The sequence below is a fragment of the Thermoactinomyces sp. CICC 10523 genome, assembly GCF_016055105.1.
Taxonomy (GTDB): domain Bacteria; phylum Bacillota; class Bacilli; order Thermoactinomycetales; family Thermoactinomycetaceae; genus Thermoactinomyces_A; species Thermoactinomyces_A daqus.
The window spans coordinates 158,222-180,647 of sequence record NZ_JAECVX010000006.1; the positions used below are offsets into that span (position 1 = coordinate 158,222).

A 22,426-nucleotide genomic window follows, 5' to 3' on the forward strand; every position below is an offset into this window, starting at 1 on the left:
CGTCACTGTCAATCTCTATGCCCCGCTTCCGTTATTCCTGCTCCTTGGAGATAACCATTGCTCTTTGTGCCGGGCGATAAATGCATCGTCATTCAAGTGCGGATACTCGCGGTAGACCCGGTCAATTTCCTCCAGTTGCCCCGGTGACAAGACTTCATCGGGGTTGAGGCACCAGCGGCCCTCCAGCAGTCCCTGGCGGCGGAGGACTTCATGAATTCCGGCGATGCATCCGGCAAAGCGGTTGGCGGAGTCAAAAAAGGCGGCATTGCAGTCGGTTATCTGCACTGCAAGCTCCAGAAGACGGGGCGGAATCGGTTGCCGGTTGTCGCGGATCGATTTGATTTCTTCAAAGAGTTCGACGGCTTTCTTGGTCCAGACGGCCCAGTGTCCGAGCAGGCCGCCGGCGATTTTCTTTTCTGTCCACTTCCCGTTGACCCGGAAGCGATAAGTGGTCAGCAGGTCTGCGACGATATTGTCATCATTGCCGGTGTAAAGGGCGATTTCCTCACATCGCTTCGCATGGCAGACTGCCCTGACTACATCCAGCGTTTGGTAACGGTTGAAGGGGGCGATTTTGATTGCCATCACACCGGGGATGTCCGCGAATGCTTTCCAGAAGTCGAAACTGAGGTATCTTCCGCCGACCGAAGGCTGAAGGTAGAAGCCGAATACAGGAATGATTTCTGCCACTTTTTCCGCCCGTTGAATCAGTTTTTCTTCGGACAGTTCCTGCAAACCGTTCACACTGAGCAGACCCAGATCATAACCGAGTCCGGCAGCCAATTCGGCTTCCCGCAGGGCCTGATCGTCCGGCCCGCAGATGCCGGCTACTTTGATGAAAGGCCGGTTCAGCCCGGCATGTTCCACTTCCTCGGCAGCCAGGCGCAATACCGGTTCCAGCAGATGATGCTCCCTGATCTCAAACTGCGTTGTATGGACGGCAACGGCAATTCCTCCTGCTCCCGCCGCCATGTAATATCGCGTCAAGGCCCGCTGCCGCTGTTCATCCAACTGTCTTGAACGATTCAATGCCAGCGGATGGGCCGGAATCACCACACCTTCATGCAAGGCATCTTTGATTTCCGGTCTGCATTCTTTTCCGCTGTTCATGGTCAAAAAGCTCCTTTTCGTTCCTGAAAGTGGGTGGGTTTATCCAGCGTTTCACCGCCGGAGGCAACCCAGTCGGCCGTCCAGTCGATCATTTGCTTCAGAGTAACCCGGGGATAACCAAACAGCTTATGGGACTCTGATGCATTGCTTAACAAAGCCGTATTTTCTTCATCATGATGAAATTCCGGTTCGACATTGAAACGCTTGGCAAATTCTTTCGCCAGCCAGTGGATGGAGACGGTTTCCGGGCCGGTTACATTTAAAATGCGGGGAGGACATTCGCAAATGGCCAGGGAACGCAGAGCGAATTCATTGGCATCCCCCTGCCAGATTACATTGACATGACCCATGCGCAGATCAATGGGTTTTCTTTCATAGACAGACCGGGCGATTTCCAGGAGCACCCCATACCGCAGATCATTTGCGTAATTCAGGCGAAAGTGCACCATCGGGATTTTGTGGAGACGGGAGAAATACTCAAAAACCCGTTCCCGTCCCAAACAGGATTGCGCGTACTCCCCGACAGGGGCCGTGGGATGATCTTCGGTGACGCCCTGCATGGAAACGGGAGTAAGCGGATATACATTTCCGGTGGAAAAGGAGACAATCCGGGAATGGCGGTACTTCTCGGCGACCCGCCCGGGGAGATAAGCATTCATCGCCCAGCTGTAATATTCCCGACCCGTTGTGCCAAATTTGTTTCCCGCCATAAAAATGACGTTTTTTACGTCCGGCAATGATTGCAATTGCTCTTCGTTCAAGAGGTCGGCGGCGATGGTTTCAATTCCGGATGCTTCCAATTCCTCCCGCAGATTTCCCGATGAGAAGCGGGAAACGGCAAATACTTTTTTCTTTGCGCCAGCCTCATCAATGGCGTTTTTTGCCAATCTTGCCAGGCTGGGTCCCATTTTGCCTCCGGCGCCGAGGATGAGAAGATCTCCATCCAACTTAGCCAGAGTCTCCGTCAATTTTACGGAAGGTTCGGACAACTTTCGCTCCAGCTCCTGAACACTTTTCATCAGATTTCATCTGCCCCCTTGTAGCAGGATCTTTTTCTTATTTTCCCGGAGGAAGGGAAAACAAATCGCTTCAAGGTGGAAGGACGGGGCATTTGCCCAACCGGTTTCGCACCAAACCCGCGGTTTCGCGTTTCAATTGCAATTCATCCGAAGACGGCGGAAGTAAAAAAGGCTTTTACCCTGCAAGTTGCTTTGCAAAGTAAAAGCCTTCTGTTTGCATTTTTACTGGAATGCCTGGCTGACAAAGTGCAGCAGGAACAGCCCGGCAATGATATAGAGCGGAAAAGCCACTTCCTTTGCCCGCCCCGTAAACAGTTTCATCACCGGATAAACGATGAATCCGAAGGCAATCCCGTTTTCGATGCTGAACGTCAGCGGAATAAACGCGATGATGATATAAGCGGGAAAACCTTCAGTCAGATCATTCAAGGGAATATTTTTGATGTTTTCCAGCATCAGCCCGCCAATCAGGATCAAAATCGGGGCGATCGCCGGATCGGGAATCAACTTGATCACCGGGATGAAAAAAAGCGAAAGCAGAAATAAGCTTCCGGTTGTGATCGCCGTCAAGCCTGTTTTCCCGCCGGCAGCAATCCCGGCTGCGCTCTCGACGGTCGCGACGGTGGGACTGGTTCCCAAAAAACCGCAGGTGATCACCGAAAGGGCGTTGGCCTGAAACGCTTTTTTAAAGAGATGGGCGTCCGTTTGGCCCAGCATGTGCAAGTGTCCGTGAATCAAGCCGATATTTTCAAACACCAGCACCAATGCCAACGAAAAAGCGGCTGCCCAGAAGGGAACGGACAAAACCCCGGACCAGGATGGTGCCATAAAAACGGAAGTAAAACTGTTTAAGTTGAGCCCCTCCCAGGAGAAATGTTCCACTTTCGCCGCACCAAAGGCATAGGACAAAATCGTGCCGGCCACGATACTGATCAGCAGGTTGCCGGGAACGTTTTTGACAAACAGGAAAATTGTGATCACCAGGGTCAGAAGGGTGACCAACAAGGCTGGTGAGCGAAAGTCGGCCAATTCGATAAACGTGGTTTTACCGGGATGAATCACGCCGCCTTTTTGCAGGCCGATAAACGTAAGAAGCAGTCCGATCCCGACAGTAATCGCATTTTTCAGCGTATCGGGGATTGCTTTTGTGACCAGATCGGCCAGCTTGCTGAACGCAATCAGGGCAAACATCAACCCGGCGGCCACCACGGATGCCAGTGCCGCCTGCCAAGACAATCCCATCGATTTGACCAACGTATAGGTAAACAAGGCATTGATCCCCAAGCCGGGGGCGAGCAAAATCGGCGTATTGCTCCAGAAGCCCATGAGCAAACAGCCGACAAAGCTGGAAAGCGCCGTTGCGATGATGGCGCCTTCAAGCGGAATGCCGGCATCGGCCAGGATCGAAGAATTGACAACGATAATATAAGCAGCGGTAAAAAACGAAAGAACCCCGGCCATGATCTCTTGTTTGGCCGTTGTTTTCCATTTGTTTTTATTTAAACGTGCTTGTAACGCCTCCACTTCATTTCCTTCCTCATTGTAGCCCCTCTCCCAACCCAAAATCGTCAAAAGCGATTTTTAATTCATTCATTATAGAAAGAAGAAGGCATTGTTGTCAATAATGTGCATGGTTATAAACAAGTTTGCTTCGCAAACGAAAAACCACAAAAAGGACCACTCTCAACAGGGGGATTTTCTCACAACCGCTTGAACGCGACGAAGGAATTGGAGTGGAAATTCCTCAGACCGGCAGCGACTTTTGCCACGGATGGCTGAAACGGGCAAGTGTCCCGGCCGAAACATGCGGATAAACAGCCGGTTCCACCAATCCTTCAATTCATCCCCCTGTATTCTTAAGAATGGCCTGCATCTGCGGAGTTATTTCAATCTCTTCACGATCTTTTCCAAATGCAGATTTCGCGAGGCTTTGAAATAGATGATTGCGTTTTTGGGAGAACGGGCCAAGTGACGGAGCAATTGACTCGACTTTGTAAAGTTAAATACCTTGTTTTTGTTCATCCCGCTTTCCACGGCGGCCTTTGCGATGAATCGTCCGTATTTGCCGACCGTGATCAATTGATCCAGTTCCATGGTGGCTGCATATCGGCCCACCAGTTCATGCGCCGCCCGGGTATATTTCCCCAGCTCCAGCATATTGCCGAGGACAGCGATCTTCGGCCTTGTTCCCCCTACATTTTTTAATACTTCCAATCCTGCTTTCATCGCCGTCGGATTTGCATTCCAAGCGTCATTGATCAAGATGCGCCCATACCGGCCGCGGATAAATTGCAAACGCATCTTGGGAGCCTGGAAAGTGGCAAGTCCTTTTTGAATTTCGCTTTTGCTCGCGCCGTAAGCCCATGCGACTCCGATGGCGGCCAGGGCATTATAGACATTGTGGGTTCCGAAGGTGGGAATCCAAACGGGAAACGACTCGTTGCCGATCGAAGCCACAAAGTTCATGCCGGTTCGGGTGTAGTGGATGTTGCTTCCTCTGATGTCGGCGGGGTTTTCAATACCGAATGTATAGACGGTTCCTTTGAAACGGCTGAGATTCAGTTTGCGGGAACGGGCATTGTCAGCATTTAAAAACAACACTCCGCCCGGGCGCACTCCGTCTACCATTTCCTGTTTCGCTTTCACAACCAGGTCGATCCCGCCCAAGGCGCCGGCGTGTGCCTCCCCTACATTGGTGATGACACCGATTTCGGGTTTGACTATCTTACACTGGCGAATGATGTTGTTCAGCGATTTCATGCCCATTTCCAATAAGAGGAGTTTTGTGTTCGGGTTCAGCCGAGTCAAATATGAAGGCAGGAACACGAATGTGTTCAGGTTGTCCTTCGTTTTTACCATCGGACCGTGATTTTTCAGGATGGAAGCGACCATCTCAGTCGTTGTCGATTTGCCGGCGCTTCCGGTAATGCCGATCACGCGGAGCGGTTTGCATTGTTCCCAGTTCCATTTTGCGATTTTCCAGAAGGCGGCGAAAGCATCACGCGTGCGGATCAGACCGACTTCCTTTGGCAAAGCATGGCTGGAAACATATGGCGGAAGCACGACAGCTATCGGTTTGATCCTTTGAATGGCGGGCAGCTGCTTTTTTTCCCAATTGACCTTCCGGCTGAAAAAGTAAACTTGATGGGGTTTTAATGATTTGGGATTGCCAAAATTAACGGATTGAACAAGTTTGGCGGGATTGGCTTGGATGAGTGTTCCGTCCATCACTTGTGCCATTTTGCCGAGCGAGATTGTTTTCATTCCCGTTTCCTCCCTAGGCTGGTTTCATCACTGATCAATAGCCACCCAGGCCATGTGTTGCTTTATCTTATTCCAAATGGGTAAAAGAGGAATGGGTATCTACCCCGGGAGAGAGGAGAAATATGGAAGAGAGTGCAGATCGCTTGTTTTCCCGATTTCAAAACAAGTTTCCGCCGCTTTAGTTCCGGGCAGTTCGGGATCCGGCCGGTATCTTTTCTCACGGCAGGCCATCTCGGTAAGCTGAGGCGAGGAGGGTCAGGCTAGTGCGTCCATACCGGCAGGGGTTCTTCATGGCTGAAAAAGCCAAACATTTGCCAATGATACACTTGGATTTAAAGTGGAAGCGGTTGGACTCGATCCGGGGAAGGGGGGGCAATTGTGGTTTTTTCAGACACTCCGGCAGGGAAACAGCTCAATCCGTAACTTTCCGCTCCTGATCTGGGGCACATGAAGTGTGATCGTTCCTGCTTGGGTGGTTGGTTGAGCTGTTCCCGTAGCCTTGGCGGTGCTCTGAGGCTCGTATGGCTCCGCAGCAAGTGTTCGGTCATTTGAGCCTTCAAAATCTTGTGAGATGCTGTGCTGATTATTCAACATATATAATTCAGTATTCGGAGTCTAAAAACAAGCGACTGTACACGAAAAGGAGCAAGGGGTAAGAAATGATGAGGATCGAAAAAGCGATTAAGATACTGAGATCGAGATTGATCAAATGCAGTTTCAAAGAAATCAGGTAGATCAGTCCGACACAAATCAGCCCGATAATATAAGACAGGTGTCCGCTTTTAACCTTAATGAATTGAGTTCTTTCATCGTTATGAGCCAGATTAACATTGGCAAACGTATAAAACAAAAGAGAGAATCCCAAAGAAAGCGGTAAAATAGAAGCCCGAATCTCGTTTATGGCCTCTAAAATTCCCCCGAAGATAATGATAATTGCGAATAAACCAAAGAGGAACTGATAAGTTTTTCTGTTATCCAAATTTATCCTCCTCCATGATAAATACTTCTTCAATCAAGCAACCAAACACCTTAGAAAGTGAAAAGGCTAAAGACAGCGATGGATTATATTTTCCATTTTCAATCGAAATAATTGTTTGTCTTGAAACATTGACTAACTGTGCCAGTTTTTCTTGCGAAAGATTATGCTTCTTCCTCAGTTCCCTAAGTCGGTTTTTCATAACATCACCTAACTGCTTTCCCGTTATTAAACATGATATTACAAAGCAGCCTTTATGTAAAGTTACCTTTACATTTGCCGGGCATTTCCCTAAATATCAATCAAGATTAAGACCTGAATTTTCGTCATATTCCAATGTGATTTGGTTGCCCCGGCTTTTTCGCATTGTTCCGGGGCTTCACTTCAAGTGGAGGAGATGAAGCGCGCCCCTCAGCGCAGACACGGGGGAAATCGTGATTTCACCCCTCAACATACGAACCCAATTTTTGGCACAGCCGGGCCCACCCCTGATCCATACGTTTGCGCACAATCGTGTGCGGTTCCCCGAATTCGGTCACCTGATCGGCATCCCAGCCGGAATGGATCAACGTCACTTCGGTTTGACCGTCAAGATCTTTTAATTCAAAAGTAATGTTCCAGTCTTTGCCCCAGTTGAAAGAAAGGCGGTGAGGAGGATCCACTTCCGTCACTTGGCAAGGGGACATGCCAAAATGCCCTGCATTCAGGTGAAATTCATGGCCTGACACGGGCTGGAAGTCATTTGGCATAAACCACGCGGCAAGGCCTTCCGATGTAGCGACGGCATTCCATACTTTATTGATCGGAGCATTGAAAACGGAAGTATGCTGAATATCCGGCAGTGTATGTTGTCCTTGTTTTTCCATGTTTCTTCCTCCAAGGATGAGATTTTGCAGAAAGGCGGGAGGCCAGGCGGGTACATATTTTGTTTTGCCCCGAAAATTGACGTACAATAGCAAAGAAATACAAGGTTGTTTAGAAAGGATTATTCTCATGTTGGAGCAGAAACAAACGCCAAAACGCAAAAATGAACATATCGAAATCGCTTTAAATAAGGACGTAACCGGGAAAAAGGTGACTTCCGGATTTGAGAGGTACCGCTTTCTGCATCAGGCGTTGCCGGAAATCGATTTTTCCGAAATCTCCCTCTCGACCCGCTTCCTCGGCAAACGGATGAAGGCGCCGCTGCTGATCAGTTCCATGACCGGAGGAACCAAAGAGACAGGCGAAATCAACAAGAGATTGGCTGTGGCCGCCCAGCAGAGGGGATGGGCGGTGGGGCTCGGCTCCGGACGGGCGGCCATTGAATATCCCGAGGTGGCGGAGACGTTTCAGGTGCGTTCGGTCGCGCCGGATATTCCGCTGCTGGCCAATTTGGGTGCGGTTCAGCTGAATTATGGCGTCAGTGTTGACGATTGCCGGCGGTTGGTGGAGATCGTTGAAGCCGACGCGCTGATTCTCCACCTTAACCCGATGCAGGAAGTGTTTCAGCCTGAGGGAAATACCCGCTTTCGCGGCTTGCTCTCCAAAATCGAAAAGGTTTGCCGGGCGCTTGAGGTGCCGGTGGGAATCAAAGAAGTAGGGAGCGGCATTGATGGAGATCTGGCCGTTAAGCTTTATAATGCGGGCGCGGCGTTTATCGATGTTGCAGGCGCGGGGGGAACCTCATGGATCCAGGTGGAGAAATACCGCTCTAAAAAACCGCTGTTAAAAGAAGCGGCAGAATCCTTTCTTGATTGGGGCATTCCCACAGCCGATTGTCTGATCGGAATCAGAAAAAAAGTCCCGCAAGGTTTCCTCATTGCCAGCGGCGGACTCTCTTCCGGGGTGGATGCGGCCAAAGCGATCGCGCTGGGAGCAGATCTGGCCGGATTCGGCCGGTCGCTTTTGCCGGCAGCAGCACGGAAATCGGCTGATGCCATGGTTGCCCGACTGGAAAAGATCGAATTGGAGTTGAAACTGGCCATGTTTGGGATCGGTGTGGCCGATGTGACAGAGCTGAAAAAAACAAATAGGCTTACCGCTGCCCGGGATTGATGTGAAACAGGTTTCGAACCCCATTGCCCGGCTGGTTCCGAGTGAGTCAGAACCGCTCTCTGGTCAATGGGGTTCTCCGGCTAACCCGGATCCTCTTAAAGTCGCAAAGAATTCAAGATAAATTTTGCAAATAATGACCTTATTATGCCATTTCCATGTTAAAATAGAATCGGACTTTATATTTTTACATTACTAGAGGGAGAATAAGAATGGCCAGCCATTACAGCAGTATCGGTTTTTGTGTAGAAAGTGATGAAGAATGGGTTCAGCTTTTGGAGCGTTGTAATGAAATGGCGGAAAGCAGGGAAAATGAACAGAGCCGCTATCTTTTATGGAAGGTGTCGGAAGAGATTGAGCTGATTTTGCCCCTGGATGAGGAAGGAAAGGTATTCGCCTGCCATCCGCATTTTGCGGGGAAAGGACGCATGAAGGCGACACTGGAACATTTTTATCCGGGGTCGAAATACCCGCTCGATATTACTTTGCTCGCCTGGGTGAAACATGAAATCAGCCATTTCGGCGAGATGACCGGCGATTTTCCCTTTGTGTTTGATCCGCCGGAATATGGCTCGTTTTTGGCTCTGAAACCGTTTCCGAGGTCGGTCAATCTACAAATTGCTGCATTTGCCCATCGGTTGCAATGTTTTATCGATGAAGAAGATTATCTTCTTGCCCAGGAAAGCGGTGGGCTGATGTATGCAGCGGAATCATTCGTTCCGATCGGGATGTTTGTCGAAAATGACAAGGACCCGGAAGCGATTGCCTTTTTCAGCGGAAAAGTGCTTGAGGCTGAGAAAAAACAAAATCCCGAGACGGGAGCAGAGTTTTGGTATCTGCTCGTCAAAACGTTGGGCGGAACCATCGATGTTGTGGCAGATCCGGAACTGATGGCGGGTGTGCCCGTTGAGGAGGGCATCGTCTGCGGGGAGTTTTGGCTGAGCGGCAAGCTGGCAGAGGAATGAGGAAAGCGGGGTGAAGAAAAAGAATTTGTGGTAAGATAGGTTATAGCATCGTTGAAACGGAGTGGGAGCGATGACGGCTGAGGAGACTTTTTTTCAAATATTTCTTTATCCCGAAAACTGGGATTATACATTAAACCTCATCTTTTTGCTGATCGCCGTGGCTTATTTATTGCTGACAGGCCCTTTCCGGAACAGGCTGAAAGGAGAAGAAGCGGTTCCGGTCTGGAAAAAGATCTGCTTTTTGCTGGGGCTGATCGTTACTTATTTTTCGCTGGGAAGTCCGCTGGATCTGTTGACACATGAGCTTTTCAGCATGCACATGCTCCAGATGTCGCTCATGTTTTTTGTCGCACCGCCATTGTTGCTCCTGGGAATTCCGGCGTATTTGCTTGATCCGGTCGTCCGCCTTCCGGGGGTTCACGGGCTGATAGCCTTTTTTACCCGACCGGTCATCTCGATGTTTTTCTTTAATGGGCTGATGTGGATTTATCATGTGCCGCCCATCTTTGAAGCAATCATGTCATCCCACGCCGGACATAACGCTGCCCATGCGCTGATTCTGTTTGCTTCCCTGTGCATGTGGTGGCCGATCATCGGACCGGTGCCCGGGATGGATCGCCTCAAGCCGCTGTTAAAGCTGGCGCTGATCTTTGGAAACGGCGTTTTGTTGACACCTCCGTGCGCCATGATCACCTTTACGGACAGCATCCTGTACCCGACGTATTCCCAGATGTCGCACATGTTGCCGCTCATGTCCCCCCTCCATGACCAGCAGCTTGGCGGCGTGATCATGAAAGTGGTCCAGGAAATCGTGTATATCTTTGCCATCGGGCTCGTATTTGTCAAGTGGATTCGATTGGAGCGCGAGAAGGATGAGCGGGAGCAGCTGGAATTGGAAAAACAGGGGCATGTTCTGTCCAGGCAGGAGTAAAGGGATGTTGCGCAGGAAAAGCTTCATGCCTGATCTGAATAAGAAACCGAACACCGGGCGAAAAGCGGCCCGGTGTTTTTTGTTATGTGACGTTTTGACGGGCAGGCGAATAATTTACAGGGGAGAACATTACGAGTTGAGGACGTGGAACGGATGAAAGGAATCATTTTAGCTGGTGGAACGGGTTCAAGATTATTTCCGCTGACAAAGATCACCAATAAGCATTTATTGCCCGTCGGGCGTTATCCGATGATCTATCATCCTGTTTATAAACTCGTCGAATGCGGCATCCGCGATATTCTCATCGTGACCGGTGTCGAACATATGGGGGATGTGGTGAGATTGCTCGGCAGCGGAAAACAATTTTCCACCCGGTTTACCTATAAGGTGCAGGATGAGCCCGGCGGGATTGCGCAAGCGCTGTCGCTGGCCGAAGATTTTGCCGGGGAAGACCGCATGGTGGTTTTGCTGGGGGATAATGTCTTTGAAGATTCCTTAAAGCCTTATGTTGAAGCTTATGCCAGTCAGGGTTCGGGAGCCAAGATTTTGCTGAAAAAAGTGAACAACCCGGAGCGGTTTGGCGTGGCCGAAATTTGCGGGGATCAGATTGTCTCCATCGAGGAAAAACCGCAGAGGCCGAAAAGTTCCCTGTGTGTGACCGGGATTTATATGTATGATCCGCAAGTCTTTTCCTTTATCCGCACCTTGACTCCTTCCGGCCGCGGGGAGTATGAGATCACGGATGTGAACAATCTTTATATCCGGCAAAGAGCGCTTACCTTTGATGTGCTGGAGGGATGGTGGACGGATGCAGGGACACAGGAATCATTGCTTCGTGCAAATCAGTTTGCGGCCAATGTCCGCTATGAACTTTAAAACGTCTTTTGGTGAAAGGAATCGGGAACCATGAAGCAAACGGTTTTGGTGACGGGAGGAGCCGGTTTTATCGGAAGTCATTATATTCGCCATCTACTGCATCGGGAAGAGGCTATCGAGGTGATCAATGCCGATGCACTCACATATTCGGGCAATCCGTTGAATCTGAAAGAAGTGGAAAAAGATCCCCGCTACCGGTTTGTGCGAGCTGATTTGACAGATCGCCGGCAAGTGCGGGAGCTGTTTGGATACAAGATTGATTTTATTGTGCATTTTGCGGCGGAAACCCATGTAGATCAAAGCATAAAAAGTGCTGAACCTTTTATCCGATCCAATGTGCTGGGCACTTTTAATTTATTGGAGGAAGCGAGGCGCGCCGGCGTTCAAAAATTTGTGCACATTTCCACGGACGAAGTGTATGGCAGCATCCCTGCGGGAAAAGCGGGTGAAGATGCCCCGCTGGCCCCTTCCAATCCCTATTCGGCCTCCAAGGCTTCCTCGGATCTGCTTTGCTTGTCTTATTTTCATACCTACCATTTTCCGGTGGTCATCACCCGATGCACCAATAATTACGGGCCGAATCAATATCCGGAAAAATTGATTCCCCGTTTTATCCGGCGCTTGCTTCGCTCAGAACCGCTCCTCCTCTACGGTGACGGCAGGCAGGAACGGGACTGGCTTTATGTCGGCGATCATTGCCGGGCGATTGAGAAGGTGCGAAAAGCGGGAAAATGCGGAGAGATTTATCATATCGGCGCGGAACATACCGTAGCCAATCTGGAGGTGGCCCGGCGCTTATGCGAGCTGATGGGCAAATCCACTTCATTGATTCAATTTGTGGAAGATCGTCCCGGCCACGATTTCAGATACTCGCTCGATACCGATAAAATCAGGCGTGAATTGAATTGGGAGCCCTCTGTCCCGTTTCGGGAAGGATTGGAAAAAACCGTCAACTGGTATCTTTCTCATCCCGAATGGTGGGAGTCGATTGAACGGCGGAGAAGCGAAAGGGGGGATTAAGGGTGAAAGCAGTGGTGACCGGAGCCGGCGGGCAGCTGGGACAGGAGGTGATTCGATGCCTGGAAAATGACAGCCGGATTCACGTTGCCGGCTTTACCCGACAGGAATGGGATGTGACCGAGCCGGATCAGACCGAACGTCTGTTAAATCGGGAGAAGCCGGATGTCATCATCCATTGTGCCGCTTACACCCGGGTGGATGAGAGTGAGATCCATCCGGATGTGGCCTATGCAATCAATGGAGAAGCCACGCGCAATCTCGCCGCGGAGTGCGGCAGAAGAGGAATTCGTCTCATTTACATCAGCACCGATTACGTTTTTGACGGGAATCGAGAAGAGGGGTATACCGAATCCGATTTGCCCAACCCGCTCAATCATTATGGAAAAAGCAAGCGGTTGGGCGAAAAATGGACGATGGAGTATTGCCCTGACCATCTTATTTTGCGCACATCCTGGCTCTACGGCATCGGCGGGGCCAACTTTCCTCTTGCAATCATCCAAAAAGCGGAAGCAAAACAGCCGTTGGCCGTGGTTTGCGACCAGGTGGGTAGTCCCACCTATGCAGGTCATCTGGCGGAGAGGATCAAACAGTTTCTGTTTTCTTCAGCCCGGGGGATTTTTCATGTGGCCAATCGCGGCCAATGCTCCTGGTTTGACTTTGCCGTGGAGATCTGCCGGTTGGGCGGATACGATGTCAAAATCGAACCGATATCCTCCGAACAGTTAGCGCGCAAGGCGATTCGCCCTGCCTGTTCGGTACTTCGGTCAGAGAAAATGGAAAAATGGGGGATGCTCCCGATGCCTCACTGGAAAGAAGGGCTGGCACAATTCTTCGAGGAATGGAGGGAATTAAAGCCGTGATTGAAGGGGTTGTGTCGAAAAAGTTAAATAAATATTGCGACGACAGGGGAACATTTATGGAAATCGTGCGCGAGGATGAGGGCCTGCTGCGGAGGTTTGGTCAAGCATCGATGTCCATGACCTATCCCGGAGTGGTGAAAGCGTTTCATTATCATAAAGAGCAGGATGATCTTTGGTTCTTTCCCAGTGGAAACGCACAAGTGGTTTTGCACGATTTGCGGGAGGATTCCCCGACCTACAGGGAGACGGCCGTTTTCTACATGGGAGAGGAAAATCCGTCGATTTTGTTGATTCCATCCGGCGTTGCTCACGGTTATCGCGTGCTGGGAACGAAACCGGCCATTATCGTTTACTTTACGACCAAAGCATATTGTCCCGATCATCCCGATGAATATCGCTTGCCGTATGATGATCCTGCGATCGGCTTTGATTGGAAAACCAAGTTTCGCTGAGGGTGGGGAAGATGGAGGAGGCTAAACAAACGGTTTTGATCCTTTTATCATCCATTGCGCCCTCGTTTCAGCCCGCCCGTTTTCCAGTTATCCCGCCGTCGGGAGATAAAACCGTTCACTTCTCCGTGCATACCGCCGAAGAGATGGCGATGCGCTTCAGGGAATCCGAAGCGGGCTGTTTCCATTTGCACAACCCGCCCGAATCTGTTTTGCAGCTCTGCCGGGAACAATCATCTCCTGTAACGATTTCCTTTGATCGCCTGCCCGCACGCAAGGTTTTCCCCCTGCTTAAACTTTATGAAGTTCAAGTCCCGTCGCTTTCGTTTGGCACGATATTTCGCCGGAACGGGGTTCAAGCGAAGGTGGTTCATCCGCTGCCTCGTGCGATGCAAAGGGGAAAGACCGGCAGAAAGGCGGCGCGCAAACTGCTCCGCACCGGTGAACGTCTTTGCGTCTGGGTGGACGAAAATCTGGTTCCCGCTTCTTTCCGCTTGTCGTTATTTCAGGCACTGCAGGCAGCATTAAAGGAGAATGGCCGGTTTAAGGCGATATGGGTCACTGATCGCACTTCATTTGCCAAGAACCGGATTGTTTCCGTCCATTCCGGCCGGGTGAAGGAGAAAGCATTATGGCTGGCTGCCGATCTGTTGCTGACGGTTGGCGGATTTGGCCAGTCCCTGGCACCGCTCCATATTCAATCCTTGTACCAACGGATTCCCGTCATGACGGATGACACCGGGGATCACGGCGAATGGGTAAAACATCTTCATTCAGGAATATTGCTTGATAAAAAAAACATTTTCAGGGAATTGCGCCACTACTTTTGCCAACTGGCACGCAATCCGGGGCTGCTGGAGCAATTTCGGCAAAACGGGCATGATTTGGTGCAAAAAACAATTGGAGCGAAGTGGGATGCAAGCACAAAAACCGACCGCGAGTATCATTATTCCGAACAAAGATGAATGGAAAATGACTTGCCGCTGTCTTGAGGCGATCCGCAAGTTTACCAGGGAGAGCTGCGAAGTGATTCTGGTGGATAACGGTTCATCCAAAGTCCCTGAGGTGATCCGGCAGTATCCGTTTCTGCGCCTGATCCGAAATAATTGGAATCGTGGTTTTGCAGCCGCCATCAATCAGGGGCTGGAAAGGGCGAAGGGGGAGTATTTGGTTTGGCTCAATAACGATACGCTTCCGTCGTACCGCTGGCTGACTCAATTGCTCCATGTTTTGCGGAGCGATTCATCGATCGGTTTGGTGGGCCCGGTGTCCAACCGCGTGATCCCTGAACAAAAAATTGCCGTTTCGCTGCGATCGGTGGATAAAATTCTCCGCTTTTCCCGGCAGTTTAATCGGACTGACCCTGATCGCTGGCGGGACACGCTTCGCTTATCTGGTTTCTGCCTGGTTTATCCGCGGGAAGTCCTGCAAAAAGTGGGTTTGCTCGATGAGCGCTTTGGTCTGGGAACCTATGAGGATGATGATTATTGTTACCGCGTGCGCCAGGCAGGTTACCGGCTGGTGGTGGCAGGGGATACGTATGTTCACCATTTCGGAAGCACCAGTTTCAGAAAAAACGGCTATGATGAGTTTCGCAAAATTCTGGCGCAAAACCGGCGCTATTATATTGATAAGTGGCAGCGGATTCCCGAGGGGGAGGGATGACGGGGTGAAGATCGCTTATATTCCGTCCGCGGTCAAAAAGCCTTTTTCCGTGATTGATCAAGCCATTGTCTCTGCTTTAAAAAAAATGGAACACCAGCTGTTTTTGCTGAAGCCGGGAAGTTTGACAAAAGATTGGAAGCGGCGCCCCTTTGATCCCCGGCTGGTACTGGCCATGCTCGGTGAAAGGCTGGGCCCGGAAGAAACCGCCTGGATTCAGGATCTGCCCGTTCCCAAGGCGATCTGGTATACAGACGATCCTTATGCGATTGATTCCTCTTTGCAAACAGCCGGTGCATTTGACCTGATTTTTACCAATGAGAGCCAGGCTGTCCCCCTGTATAAACAGAAAACCAGGGCACAGGTATTTCACTTGCCGCTGGCCGCACCGCTCCAACTCTATTATCCTGAAAAGACGGTTCCCTCTGCCTATCGCAGTCATCTGGCGCTGGTGGGCTCCGCATTTCAAAATCGATTGCGGGATGTGCGCAAGTTGTCTCCGTTTCTTTTCCGTTACAAAACCAGGCTGGTCGGTCCGGGATGGTATCGTCTTCAGCACCTGCCCAACATTTCCGTCCGTCGGGGATGGGTGGAAGCGGACGAAGTACGAAGATATTACAACGGCGCGAAGATCGTTCTCAATATTCATCGCTCGTATGATGATCCGTATTTGCAAAAAAATACGCATCAGGTGAAGGCAGACACGCCGAATAACCGGGTGTTTGAGATTGCGGCATGCCGGGCGTTTCAATTGGTGGATGAAAGAAAAGATCTGGGCCGGCTATTTCAGCCCGGAAAGGAAATCATTACGTACCGGACGCTGGAAGAGCTGAAGGAAAAAATCGCTTTTTACCTCCCTCGGCCGCACTTGTGTCAAAAGATTGCCCACCGTGCTTTTGAACGAACGCGAAAAGAGCATCAGTATGAAAACCGCCTGCGACAAATACTGAAACTAGTGAGGTGAAATTTGCTTTGAATCGGCTGGCCGTTTTCATTCCTTAAACTTCCTCCATTCTGGGCGAAGGGCGTTTCAGAAGGGAGGTTTTTTTCATATATTAGTCCGAAACGGAGGTGAAGGGATGAGACAGACAGGCTTTACCTTGTGGCTGACGGGCCTCTCCGGGGCAGGAAAAACGACTGTTGCCCGACTGGTTGCCAATCATTTGCAGCAAATGGAACAGATGAAAGTGCAACTGTTGGACGGGGATTTGCTCAGAGAAGTGATCAACAAAGATTTGGGCTTTTCACGAGAGGACCGTTTCCGCAATGTCGAGCGGGCTGCTTTTATCGCCCATCTTTTAAATACACACGGCGTGATCGTACTGGCATCCTTTATCACGCCGTATCAGGAGATGCGGGATTACTGCCGCCAAAACATTGCCGAATATCTGGAGGTTTATGTGAAGTGCCCCCTTTCCCGTTGTATCAGCCGGGATGTCAAAGGATTGTACAAACGGGCGCTGGCCGGGGAAATCAAGCATTTCACCGGAGTGGATGATCCCTTTGAGGAACCGGACAATCCGGATCTGGTTTTGGAAACAGATCGGGAATCGCCGGAAGAAAGCAAGCATCGCGTCCTTGCTTTTTTGGAGCAGAAAGGATTGCTGGCGCGGATGGCGGGTGAGAGAGGATGACGGCCCGGCCCAAAGTTCTCGTCATCGGACTTGATTGCGCTGAGCCGTCGTTGGTATTTGACCGGTATTTCAATGTGCTTCCTCATTTGAAACGATTGATCAATACCGGCGTTTTCGCACGCATGAGAAGCAGCGACCCGCCGATCACCGTGCCGGCGTGGGCGGTGATGATGACGGGAAAAGATCCGGGGCAATTGGGGTTTTACGGTTTTCGCAACCGCAACAGCCATGACTATGACGATATCCATATTGTGGACAGCAGTTCGTTAAAGGAGCCGTGTGTCTGGGATATATTGGGGAAGAACGGGTATCAATCGATTGTCATCGGAGTTCCGCCGTCGTATCCGCCAAAACCGATCCACGGTCATTTGATCAGTTGTTTTTTAACACCGGAAAATGCAGAAACCTACACTTATCCGGCCTCACTGGCACGGGAGATCGAGGAACAAGTGGGAGAATATCGCTTCGATGTGAAAAATTTTCGCACCAGCCCGCGAGATGACTTGCTTGAACAGATCTACCAGATGACGGACACCCGTTTCAATACTGCCCGCTGGCTTATCAACAATAAACCCTGGGATTTTATGATGATGGTCGAAATGGGGGTCGACCGTATCCATCACGCTTTTTGGCAATACATGGACGATCGCCATGTGCTTTATCAAGAGTCCCCTTATCAAAATGCGATATTGGATTACTATCGTTTTGTCGATCAAAAGATCGGGGAACTTCTTGACCAGGTTCCGGAAGGGACGCGGATTTTTGTCGTCTCTGACCATGGGGCGAAACGGATGGACGGCGGCTTTTGCATCAATGAATGGCTGATCCGGGAAGGCTATTTGACATTAAGGAAACCCGTGCACAGACCGGCTGAGCTTTCTGCGGATCTCGTCGACTGGAGCAGGACGGTTGCCTGGGGTTACGGCGGCTATTACGGCCGGTTGTGTTTCAACGTCAAAGGCCGGGAGCCGCAAGGCATCATTCCTCCGGGAAAATTGCCCTCCCTGCGAAAAGAAATCGTGCAAAAGTTGAAAAAATTGACTGATGAAGAAGGAAATCCGCTTCACACCAAAGTGATCCGGCCGGAAAAACGCTATGTTGCCACCAAAAATATTCCTCCCGATCTGCTCATCTATTTTGGTGACCTTTACTGGCGTTCCGTCGGCAAAATTGGATTGGGCAAGGTTTATATCTATGAAAATGATACGGGACCGGATGGAGCCAACCATGATTATGAAGGCATTTTTATCATGACACAAAAAGGGAATGGAACGGGTTCGGCTGGCAGATTGGAAACGATCCGCATTACCGATGTGGCGCCTACCCTGCTCGCCCAATTCGGTCTGAAGCCGCTGCCGGGAATGCGCGGAAAAGCCGTGACGGTTTAGCCGGCCTGCAAAACTAACCAATGCCTATTCCCGTGGAACGACACCGAATTGGACAGTTACTCATATGCTAAGAAAAGGGAAACGACCTTAAAGGCAGGTGAGATGATGAAAATCGTCTTGATTGCCATCGATACGCTTAGAGCTGATCGTTTGGGATGCTACAACAACCGGAAACCGTCTCTCACTCCTCATCTGGATTCCCTGGCGAAACAGGGAGTTTTGTTTGAGAACATGATCGCGGAAAACAATGTAACCCGCAGTTCGTTCGTCACGATTATGACGGGAAAAAATCCGCATCAGCACGGGATTGTCAATATGAAGCACGTTCCGATTCCCGCGCGGTTGGTTCCGTTGGCGCAAATCTTGCAAAAACACGGTTATACGACCGCCGCAGTTGATTGCAATCACCGCATCACCGGCAAAAACAGCGCCTGGTTTAAAAAAGGATACCAAACGTATATCGATCCGGCGGAGGATAAGGAAACGCATTTGACTTTGCCCGCGCGGGAGGTCAGCCAAAAAGCGGTCGCATGGTTGAAAAAACACGCACATGAACCGGATTTTTTCCTGTTTTTACATTATTGGGACCCGCACTACCCCTATATGCCGGAACCGCCTTATGCCAAATGGGCTGAAAAGCATGCTGCCACGGTCTCGGAAGTGCGGAAGGAACCTTCCCTGAAAGCCGTGATGCGGGAACCACTGTGGAGTTTTATAAACAAATACAATAAAAGCGGTCTCCCGGCCAGCAGCATTCGCCAGCGCTATGATGGCAGCGTGAAGCAGGTGGATGACTCGATCGGAGATATTATCAAGGTGTTGTCAGAGACGGGGACGCTGGAAGAGACGTTGCTGATCGCAGTCGCTGACCATGGGGAAAGTTTGGGGGAACACCGGATCTACTTTGATCATCACGGATTGTACGAACCGACAATTCATGTTCCCTGCATCATTTCTTACCCGAAACGGCTGCCCAAGAATAAACGCATTACTCCTCTTTGTCAGCATGCGGATATATTCCCCACTGTTTTGCATCTGGCCGGGATCAGGAAGCCGAAAGGGATCGGCAGGATTGACGGGCGTTCACTGTTGCCGTTGATTCAGGGAAAAGTGAAGCAGATTCGCCCCTTTGTCGTTTCCTGTGAGGCCAACTGGCAGCTGAAGCGCTCGATCCGAACCTTGCGCTGGAAACTGATCCGCTCCTATGAGAAGGATGTTTACGGAAATCCGAAATGGGAATTGTATGATTTGAAAAAAGACCGGGGTGAAACAAAAAATGTGATCGCACAACATCCCCAGGTGGCGAAACAATTGAGGGGACAGATGGAGCGATGGGTGAAGCAAATGCTGCAAAAATACAGGCGCAAAGATCCGTTGGCACAAGGGGTAAAGGTCAAACTGCACCGCGCGACAGTGGCGGATGAAGAGAAAGTGAAACAGCGTTTAAGCGAACTCGGGTATTAAAGGGAAGGAACCCATCTGCAAGATCAGGTGGGTTCCTTGTACATGGTGAGGAAAGTTTCCTTTCGCAAGGTGTTGATCCGTGTGTCAAGATCTGTTTGCCGGGGGATGACCCGATCGCGTCCGTATCTCTTTCACGTAGGCATCGCTGAAGCCGGCTTGATGGATTTGTTCTGCTTTCGCATCCGCATCGGGCCGTTTGTCATATATGCCGGCGTTTACATAATAAACGATTTGTCCATTTTCCTTCTTCTGATAGAGTCGGGAGTCGATTCCTTTTTCCTTCAACTGATTAACCCGGTTTTGCGCATCTTCCTGTTTATCAAATTTGCCGGCGATCACGACATACTTGACCGCAGGAATTTGTTCCTCCGGCGGCGGGGCAGGTGGCGGATCTTGTTCCTGGTCGTTGTCCGGATTTTTGGGTGGCGAGGCCTCAGGCGGTTTGGGGGCTTGCGGCTCTTTGTCCGAAAAAGGGGGATCCACATCGTCTTGTTTCGGCTGCGGTTTGGTCTCGTTTGGATCATCAATTGTTTTGTGCTTTGGCTTTTCTTCGGAAAATTTTATTTTTTTATGAGCGGCTTCTGCCACTTTTTGTGTGTCCTCATTATTGATAAACGGAGCGGCGATTACCCCGAGCTTACGGGGGTTGTTATCGGTGTTTACAAAGTTGAACCCCAAACAGAACAGCAGGATGATGACAAACAGGAGAGAACCGCTCAGCAACACTTTTCTCTTATTCTTCGCTTTGGCCGGCCGTTGCACCCCTGCACGGTCTGTCGAAGGAATTTCCGGCTGGTATGTGCCATGCAAAGCTTCCCGGAGGGCGTTTTTCATTTGGTCGGCTGATTGAAAACGGTGCTGCGGTTTTTTGGACAGCGCTTTATGTATGATGTGGCACAATGGGTCGGGCAACTGTGGATTGGTTGATTTTGGATCAGGAACAGGCTGCTGTATATGCTTCAATGCAATGGCCACAATTTCATCGGCATCAAACGGAACTTGTCCGGTCACCAGTTCATACAAAACCACGCCCAGCGAATACAAGTCGGACATATAACTTACCTTATGACCGGATGCCTGTTCCGGAGAAAGATAATGGACGGAGCCGAGAACCGTTCCCGTTTTTGTATAGTGCGTCGTTGCACCGAGCAGGCGGGAGATGCCAAAATCCATGATCTTATAGCGGCCGTCCGGTGTGCTCATGATATTGTGAGGTTTTATGTCACGATGGATGATCCCGTGTTTGTGCGCATGAGATAATCCGTCACAGATCTGCATGGCGATTTTCATCGCTTCGGCAGCGGGAAGAGGGCCGCGCATCCGCAGGAGCTCGTCCAAGGTAAGCCCTTCGACAAATTCCATGACGATGTAATAAGTTTGTGCCTCCTGTCCCACGTCGTAGACATTGACAATATTGGGATGGGACATTTTTCCGGCCATTTGCGCCTCGCGTAAAAAACGGTTCACAAATCCTTCATCTTTGCTTAATTGGTCATTTAATACTTTAACGGCCACGTGCCGGTTCAAAAGCACGTCCTTAGCTTTGTAAACACTTGCCATGCCACCGTCGCCCAGGTGTTGAAGGATTTCATACCTTCCACCCAACTGCTTTCCTTCCAAATGGCATCACCTTTTTCTTAAATAGCTTACACCTCTACATTATACATAAACTGTTTGAAAAATATATAATTTTGCGACTCGATTTTCTAAATAGTAAAAAATTTGTCAGCGAAATTCATTTTGTTAATAAAATTATATAGATTAAGAATGCGACAATTCGCGATACAGGTAATCCTTGGATTCAGGTGGGATCGTATCAGGCATCCGGGTGGCAGCGTGTTTTAAAAACGAAAACCAGCCGGACAGTCCCGAAGGAAATCGGCTGGTTTTCTGTGGAAATGCATTGCGGGCCGGACGAGGAAAGTTAAGGTTGGAACTCGCTTAAATGATTGCGTCGGAGCTGATCTTTTTCTTCGTCCGATTTACTATAGTCAAAATGATAGATGGCGCCTTCCCAATCGCCATACATCGGATTGGGGAAGATGATCAACTTGTCGCCAAACTGGCTTTTCATTTGCTCCACCATCGCGTTTCTTTCGGTCAGCTCCTTTCCTTCAAAACCGCTGAAATCGCTCAGGTTGTCGCCAAAGAACAACAGGATCTGATGATTTTTGGCAACTTGCTGCCGTCTGTTTTCTTTCCCTTTCTCTTCCGGCTGTTGCAACAGAACGTGATCAGGCGTCGCTTGCGGGGCGCCGATGAGTTGAAGATTTTTGATCGTCGCCTCTTTCTGCGATTCTTTCCGGTTGGAAATATAGTAAATATCAACGCCTTTTTTGTCGGCATGGTTGAGAAAATCAATTGCACCCGGCAGTGCTTTTGCTTTGGCACTGGCAACCCATTTGTCCCATTGGTCGGGATATTCTTTATTCTCTTTTGCCGTATACGCCTGGTAGGGGCTGTTGTCGAATACCGTCTCGTCCAAATCCAGGACGACAGCCGGCTTTTTCTCTGTCCCTTTGTCCAGAGCCTGATCCAATCTCATCGTTCCGATATTGTAACCCTGGTAATACAGCGCTTTTGCTTCCCCGGAAGTCTGAAACCACAGGTCGGATAACAACTGTTGGCTGCTGATTGTCGCCGCCGGTTTAGCCTTGGGGGGAGTTGCGGATTGTGCAGGAAGGGAAGAGTTGCAGGCGGTCAGACCAAGTGCCAGAAAGGCGGCCATCGCGGTAATGAGCTGTTTCATGCTGATCATGTTGACCTCCTTCACA

At 50.2% G+C, this 22,426-nt stretch carries 22 protein-coding genes; 13 read left to right on the plus strand and 9 right to left on the minus strand.

Features of this window, described 5'->3' with window-relative positions; genetic code table 11:
• Nucleotides 1-15: 15 nt before the first annotated feature.
• From I8U19_RS09720 to I8U19_RS09750, 7 genes are all read right to left on the minus strand, one after another.
• A complete protein-coding gene (locus tag I8U19_RS09720; RefSeq protein ID WP_198055784.1) occupies nt 16-1,110 on the minus strand; it encodes a dihydrodipicolinate synthase family protein in 1,095 nt (364 codons plus the stop codon).
• Between the two features lie 2 nt (nt 1,111-1,112).
• Nucleotides 1,113-2,129 carry an NAD-dependent epimerase/dehydratase family protein gene (locus tag I8U19_RS09725; RefSeq protein ID WP_198055785.1) on the minus strand — a complete coding sequence of 339 codons (1,017 nt, stop codon included), beginning with the start codon at nt 2,127-2,129 and terminating at the stop codon, nt 1,113-1,115.
• 222 nt (nt 2,130-2,351) lie between these two features.
• Nucleotides 2,352-3,653 (minus strand): NCS2 family permease, encoded by a 1,302-nt coding sequence (locus tag I8U19_RS09730; protein WP_033099894.1) that lies wholly within the window; start codon nt 3,651-3,653, stop codon nt 2,352-2,354.
• Between the two features lie 357 nt (nt 3,654-4,010).
• Nucleotides 4,011-5,393 (minus strand): UDP-N-acetylmuramoyl-tripeptide--D-alanyl-D-alanine ligase, encoded by a 1,383-nt coding sequence (locus I8U19_RS09735; RefSeq protein ID WP_033099895.1) that lies wholly within the window; start codon nt 5,391-5,393, stop codon nt 4,011-4,013.
• 601 nt (nt 5,394-5,994) lie between these two features.
• Nucleotides 5,995-6,372 (minus strand): hypothetical protein, encoded by a 378-nt coding sequence (locus I8U19_RS09740; RefSeq protein ID WP_198055786.1) that lies wholly within the window; start codon nt 6,370-6,372, stop codon nt 5,995-5,997.
• Nucleotides 6,365-6,571 carry a helix-turn-helix transcriptional regulator gene (locus tag I8U19_RS09745; protein ID WP_033099897.1) on the minus strand — a complete coding sequence of 69 codons (207 nt, stop codon included), beginning with the start codon at nt 6,569-6,571 and terminating at the stop codon, nt 6,365-6,367. Before I8U19_RS09745 ends, I8U19_RS09740 begins: the two co-directional genes overlap by 8 nt.
• A gap of 238 nt (nt 6,572-6,809) precedes the next feature.
• Nucleotides 6,810-7,235, minus strand: coding sequence for an SRPBCC family protein (locus tag I8U19_RS09750; RefSeq protein ID WP_198055787.1), 426 nt, complete (start codon nt 7,233-7,235; stop codon nt 6,810-6,812).
• 127 nt (nt 7,236-7,362) lie between these two features.
• Between I8U19_RS09750 and fni the strand changes: the two genes are divergently transcribed.
• The 13 genes from fni (at nt 7,363) to I8U19_RS09815 (ending at nt 19,652) form a co-directional block, all read left to right on the plus strand.
• Nucleotides 7,363-8,406 (plus strand): type 2 isopentenyl-diphosphate Delta-isomerase, encoded by a 1,044-nt coding sequence (fni, locus tag I8U19_RS09755; protein WP_198055788.1) that lies wholly within the window; start codon nt 7,363-7,365, stop codon nt 8,404-8,406.
• A gap of 209 nt (nt 8,407-8,615) precedes the next feature.
• Nucleotides 8,616-9,368, plus strand: coding sequence for a hypothetical protein (locus I8U19_RS09760; protein ID WP_033099899.1), 753 nt, complete (start codon nt 8,616-8,618; stop codon nt 9,366-9,368).
• Nucleotides 9,369-9,438: 70 nt separating this feature from the next.
• Entirely contained in the window at nt 9,439-10,299 is an 861-nt protein-coding gene (locus I8U19_RS09765; protein ID WP_052153991.1) for a cytochrome c oxidase assembly protein, read from the plus strand.
• A gap of 153 nt (nt 10,300-10,452) precedes the next feature.
• Nucleotides 10,453-11,175, plus strand: a complete 723-nt coding sequence (locus I8U19_RS09770) for a sugar phosphate nucleotidyltransferase (protein ID WP_033099900.1) — start codon at nt 10,453-10,455, stop codon at nt 11,173-11,175.
• A gap of 30 nt (nt 11,176-11,205) precedes the next feature.
• Nucleotides 11,206-12,195 (plus strand): dTDP-glucose 4,6-dehydratase, encoded by a 990-nt coding sequence (gene rfbB / locus I8U19_RS09775; RefSeq protein WP_198055789.1) that lies wholly within the window; start codon nt 11,206-11,208, stop codon nt 12,193-12,195.
• A 2-nt stretch (nt 12,196-12,197) separates the two neighbouring features.
• The gene (gene rfbD / locus I8U19_RS09780) at nt 12,198-13,055 is read left to right on the plus strand and encodes a dTDP-4-dehydrorhamnose reductase (RefSeq protein ID WP_198055790.1); all 858 of its coding nucleotides are present in this window, start codon (nt 12,198-12,200) and stop codon (nt 13,053-13,055) included.
• Nucleotides 13,034-13,507 (plus strand): dTDP-4-dehydrorhamnose 3,5-epimerase family protein, encoded by a 474-nt coding sequence (locus tag I8U19_RS09785; RefSeq protein WP_033099903.1) that lies wholly within the window; start codon nt 13,034-13,036, stop codon nt 13,505-13,507. The genes rfbD and I8U19_RS09785 overlap by 22 nt, the downstream gene beginning before the upstream one ends.
• An 11-nt stretch (nt 13,508-13,518) precedes the next feature.
• Nucleotides 13,519-14,469 (plus strand): glycosyltransferase, encoded by a 951-nt coding sequence (locus tag I8U19_RS09790; protein ID WP_033099904.1) that lies wholly within the window; start codon nt 13,519-13,521, stop codon nt 14,467-14,469.
• Nucleotides 14,420-15,169 (plus strand): glycosyltransferase family 2 protein, encoded by a 750-nt coding sequence (locus I8U19_RS09795; RefSeq protein ID WP_033099905.1) that lies wholly within the window; start codon nt 14,420-14,422, stop codon nt 15,167-15,169. Before I8U19_RS09790 ends, I8U19_RS09795 begins: the two co-directional genes overlap by 50 nt.
• Before the next feature lie 4 nt (nt 15,170-15,173).
• On the plus strand, nt 15,174-16,130 hold the full coding sequence (locus tag I8U19_RS09800; RefSeq protein ID WP_198055791.1) for a CgeB family protein: 957 nt from the start codon (nt 15,174-15,176) through the stop codon (nt 16,128-16,130).
• A gap of 115 nt (nt 16,131-16,245) precedes the next feature.
• Nucleotides 16,246-16,800, plus strand: coding sequence for an adenylyl-sulfate kinase (gene cysC, locus I8U19_RS09805; RefSeq protein ID WP_033099907.1), 555 nt, complete (start codon nt 16,246-16,248; stop codon nt 16,798-16,800).
• Nucleotides 16,797-18,188 (plus strand): alkaline phosphatase family protein, encoded by a 1,392-nt coding sequence (locus I8U19_RS09810; protein WP_033099908.1) that lies wholly within the window; start codon nt 16,797-16,799, stop codon nt 18,186-18,188. Before cysC ends, I8U19_RS09810 begins: the two co-directional genes overlap by 4 nt.
• A 105-nt stretch (nt 18,189-18,293) precedes the next feature.
• Nucleotides 18,294-19,652 (plus strand): sulfatase family protein, encoded by a 1,359-nt coding sequence (locus I8U19_RS09815; RefSeq protein WP_033099909.1) that lies wholly within the window; start codon nt 18,294-18,296, stop codon nt 19,650-19,652.
• Nucleotides 19,653-19,736: 84 nt separating this feature from the next.
• Here the strand turns inward: I8U19_RS09815 and I8U19_RS09820 are convergent, their stop codons facing one another.
• Complete coding sequence (locus I8U19_RS09820) at nt 19,737-21,272, minus strand: protein kinase domain-containing protein (RefSeq protein ID WP_198055792.1); 1,536 nt, start codon at nt 21,270-21,272, stop codon at nt 19,737-19,739.
• Between the two features lie 304 nt (nt 21,273-21,576).
• Complete coding sequence (locus tag I8U19_RS09825; RefSeq protein WP_033099936.1) at nt 21,577-22,407, minus strand: 5'-nucleotidase, lipoprotein e(P4) family; 831 nt, start codon at nt 22,405-22,407, stop codon at nt 21,577-21,579.
• Nucleotides 22,408-22,426: the final 19 nt, after the last annotated feature.

Bases quoted from the DNA above. Each gene is read 5' to 3' on its own strand.
- fni (WP_198055788.1), top strand. From the start codon at position 7,363: ATGTTGGAGCAGAAACAAACGCCAAAACGCAAAAATGAACATATCGAA.
- cysC (WP_033099907.1), top strand. From the start codon at position 16,246: ATGAGACAGACAGGCTTTACCTTGTGGCTGACGGGCCTCTCCGGGGCA.
- I8U19_RS09720 (WP_198055784.1), bottom strand. From the start codon at position 1,110: ATGAACAGCGGAAAAGAATGCAGACCGGAAATCAAAGATGCCTTGCAT.
- I8U19_RS09765 (WP_052153991.1), top strand. From the start codon at position 9,439: ATGACGGCTGAGGAGACTTTTTTTCAAATATTTCTTTATCCCGAAAAC.
- I8U19_RS09735 (WP_033099895.1), bottom strand. From the start codon at position 5,393: ATGAAAACAATCTCGCTCGGCAAAATGGCACAAGTGATGGACGGAACA.
- I8U19_RS09760 (WP_033099899.1), top strand. From the start codon at position 8,616: ATGGCCAGCCATTACAGCAGTATCGGTTTTTGTGTAGAAAGTGATGAA.
- I8U19_RS09785 (WP_033099903.1), top strand. From the start codon at position 13,034: ATGGAGGGAATTAAAGCCGTGATTGAAGGGGTTGTGTCGAAAAAGTTA.
- I8U19_RS09795 (WP_033099905.1), top strand. From the start codon at position 14,420: ATGCAAGCACAAAAACCGACCGCGAGTATCATTATTCCGAACAAAGAT.
- I8U19_RS09750 (WP_198055787.1), bottom strand. From the start codon at position 7,235: ATGGAAAAACAAGGACAACATACACTGCCGGATATTCAGCATACTTCC.
- I8U19_RS09745 (WP_033099897.1), bottom strand. From the start codon at position 6,571: ATGAAAAACCGACTTAGGGAACTGAGGAAGAAGCATAATCTTTCGCAA.
- I8U19_RS09790 (WP_033099904.1), top strand. From the start codon at position 13,519: ATGGAGGAGGCTAAACAAACGGTTTTGATCCTTTTATCATCCATTGCG.
- I8U19_RS09725 (WP_198055785.1), bottom strand. From the start codon at position 2,129: ATGAAAAGTGTTCAGGAGCTGGAGCGAAAGTTGTCCGAACCTTCCGTA.
- I8U19_RS09810 (WP_033099908.1), top strand. From the start codon at position 16,797: ATGACGGCCCGGCCCAAAGTTCTCGTCATCGGACTTGATTGCGCTGAG.
- rfbB (WP_198055789.1), top strand. From the start codon at position 11,206: ATGAAGCAAACGGTTTTGGTGACGGGAGGAGCCGGTTTTATCGGAAGT.
- I8U19_RS09815 (WP_033099909.1), top strand. From the start codon at position 18,294: ATGAAAATCGTCTTGATTGCCATCGATACGCTTAGAGCTGATCGTTTG.
- I8U19_RS09770 (WP_033099900.1), top strand. From the start codon at position 10,453: ATGAAAGGAATCATTTTAGCTGGTGGAACGGGTTCAAGATTATTTCCG.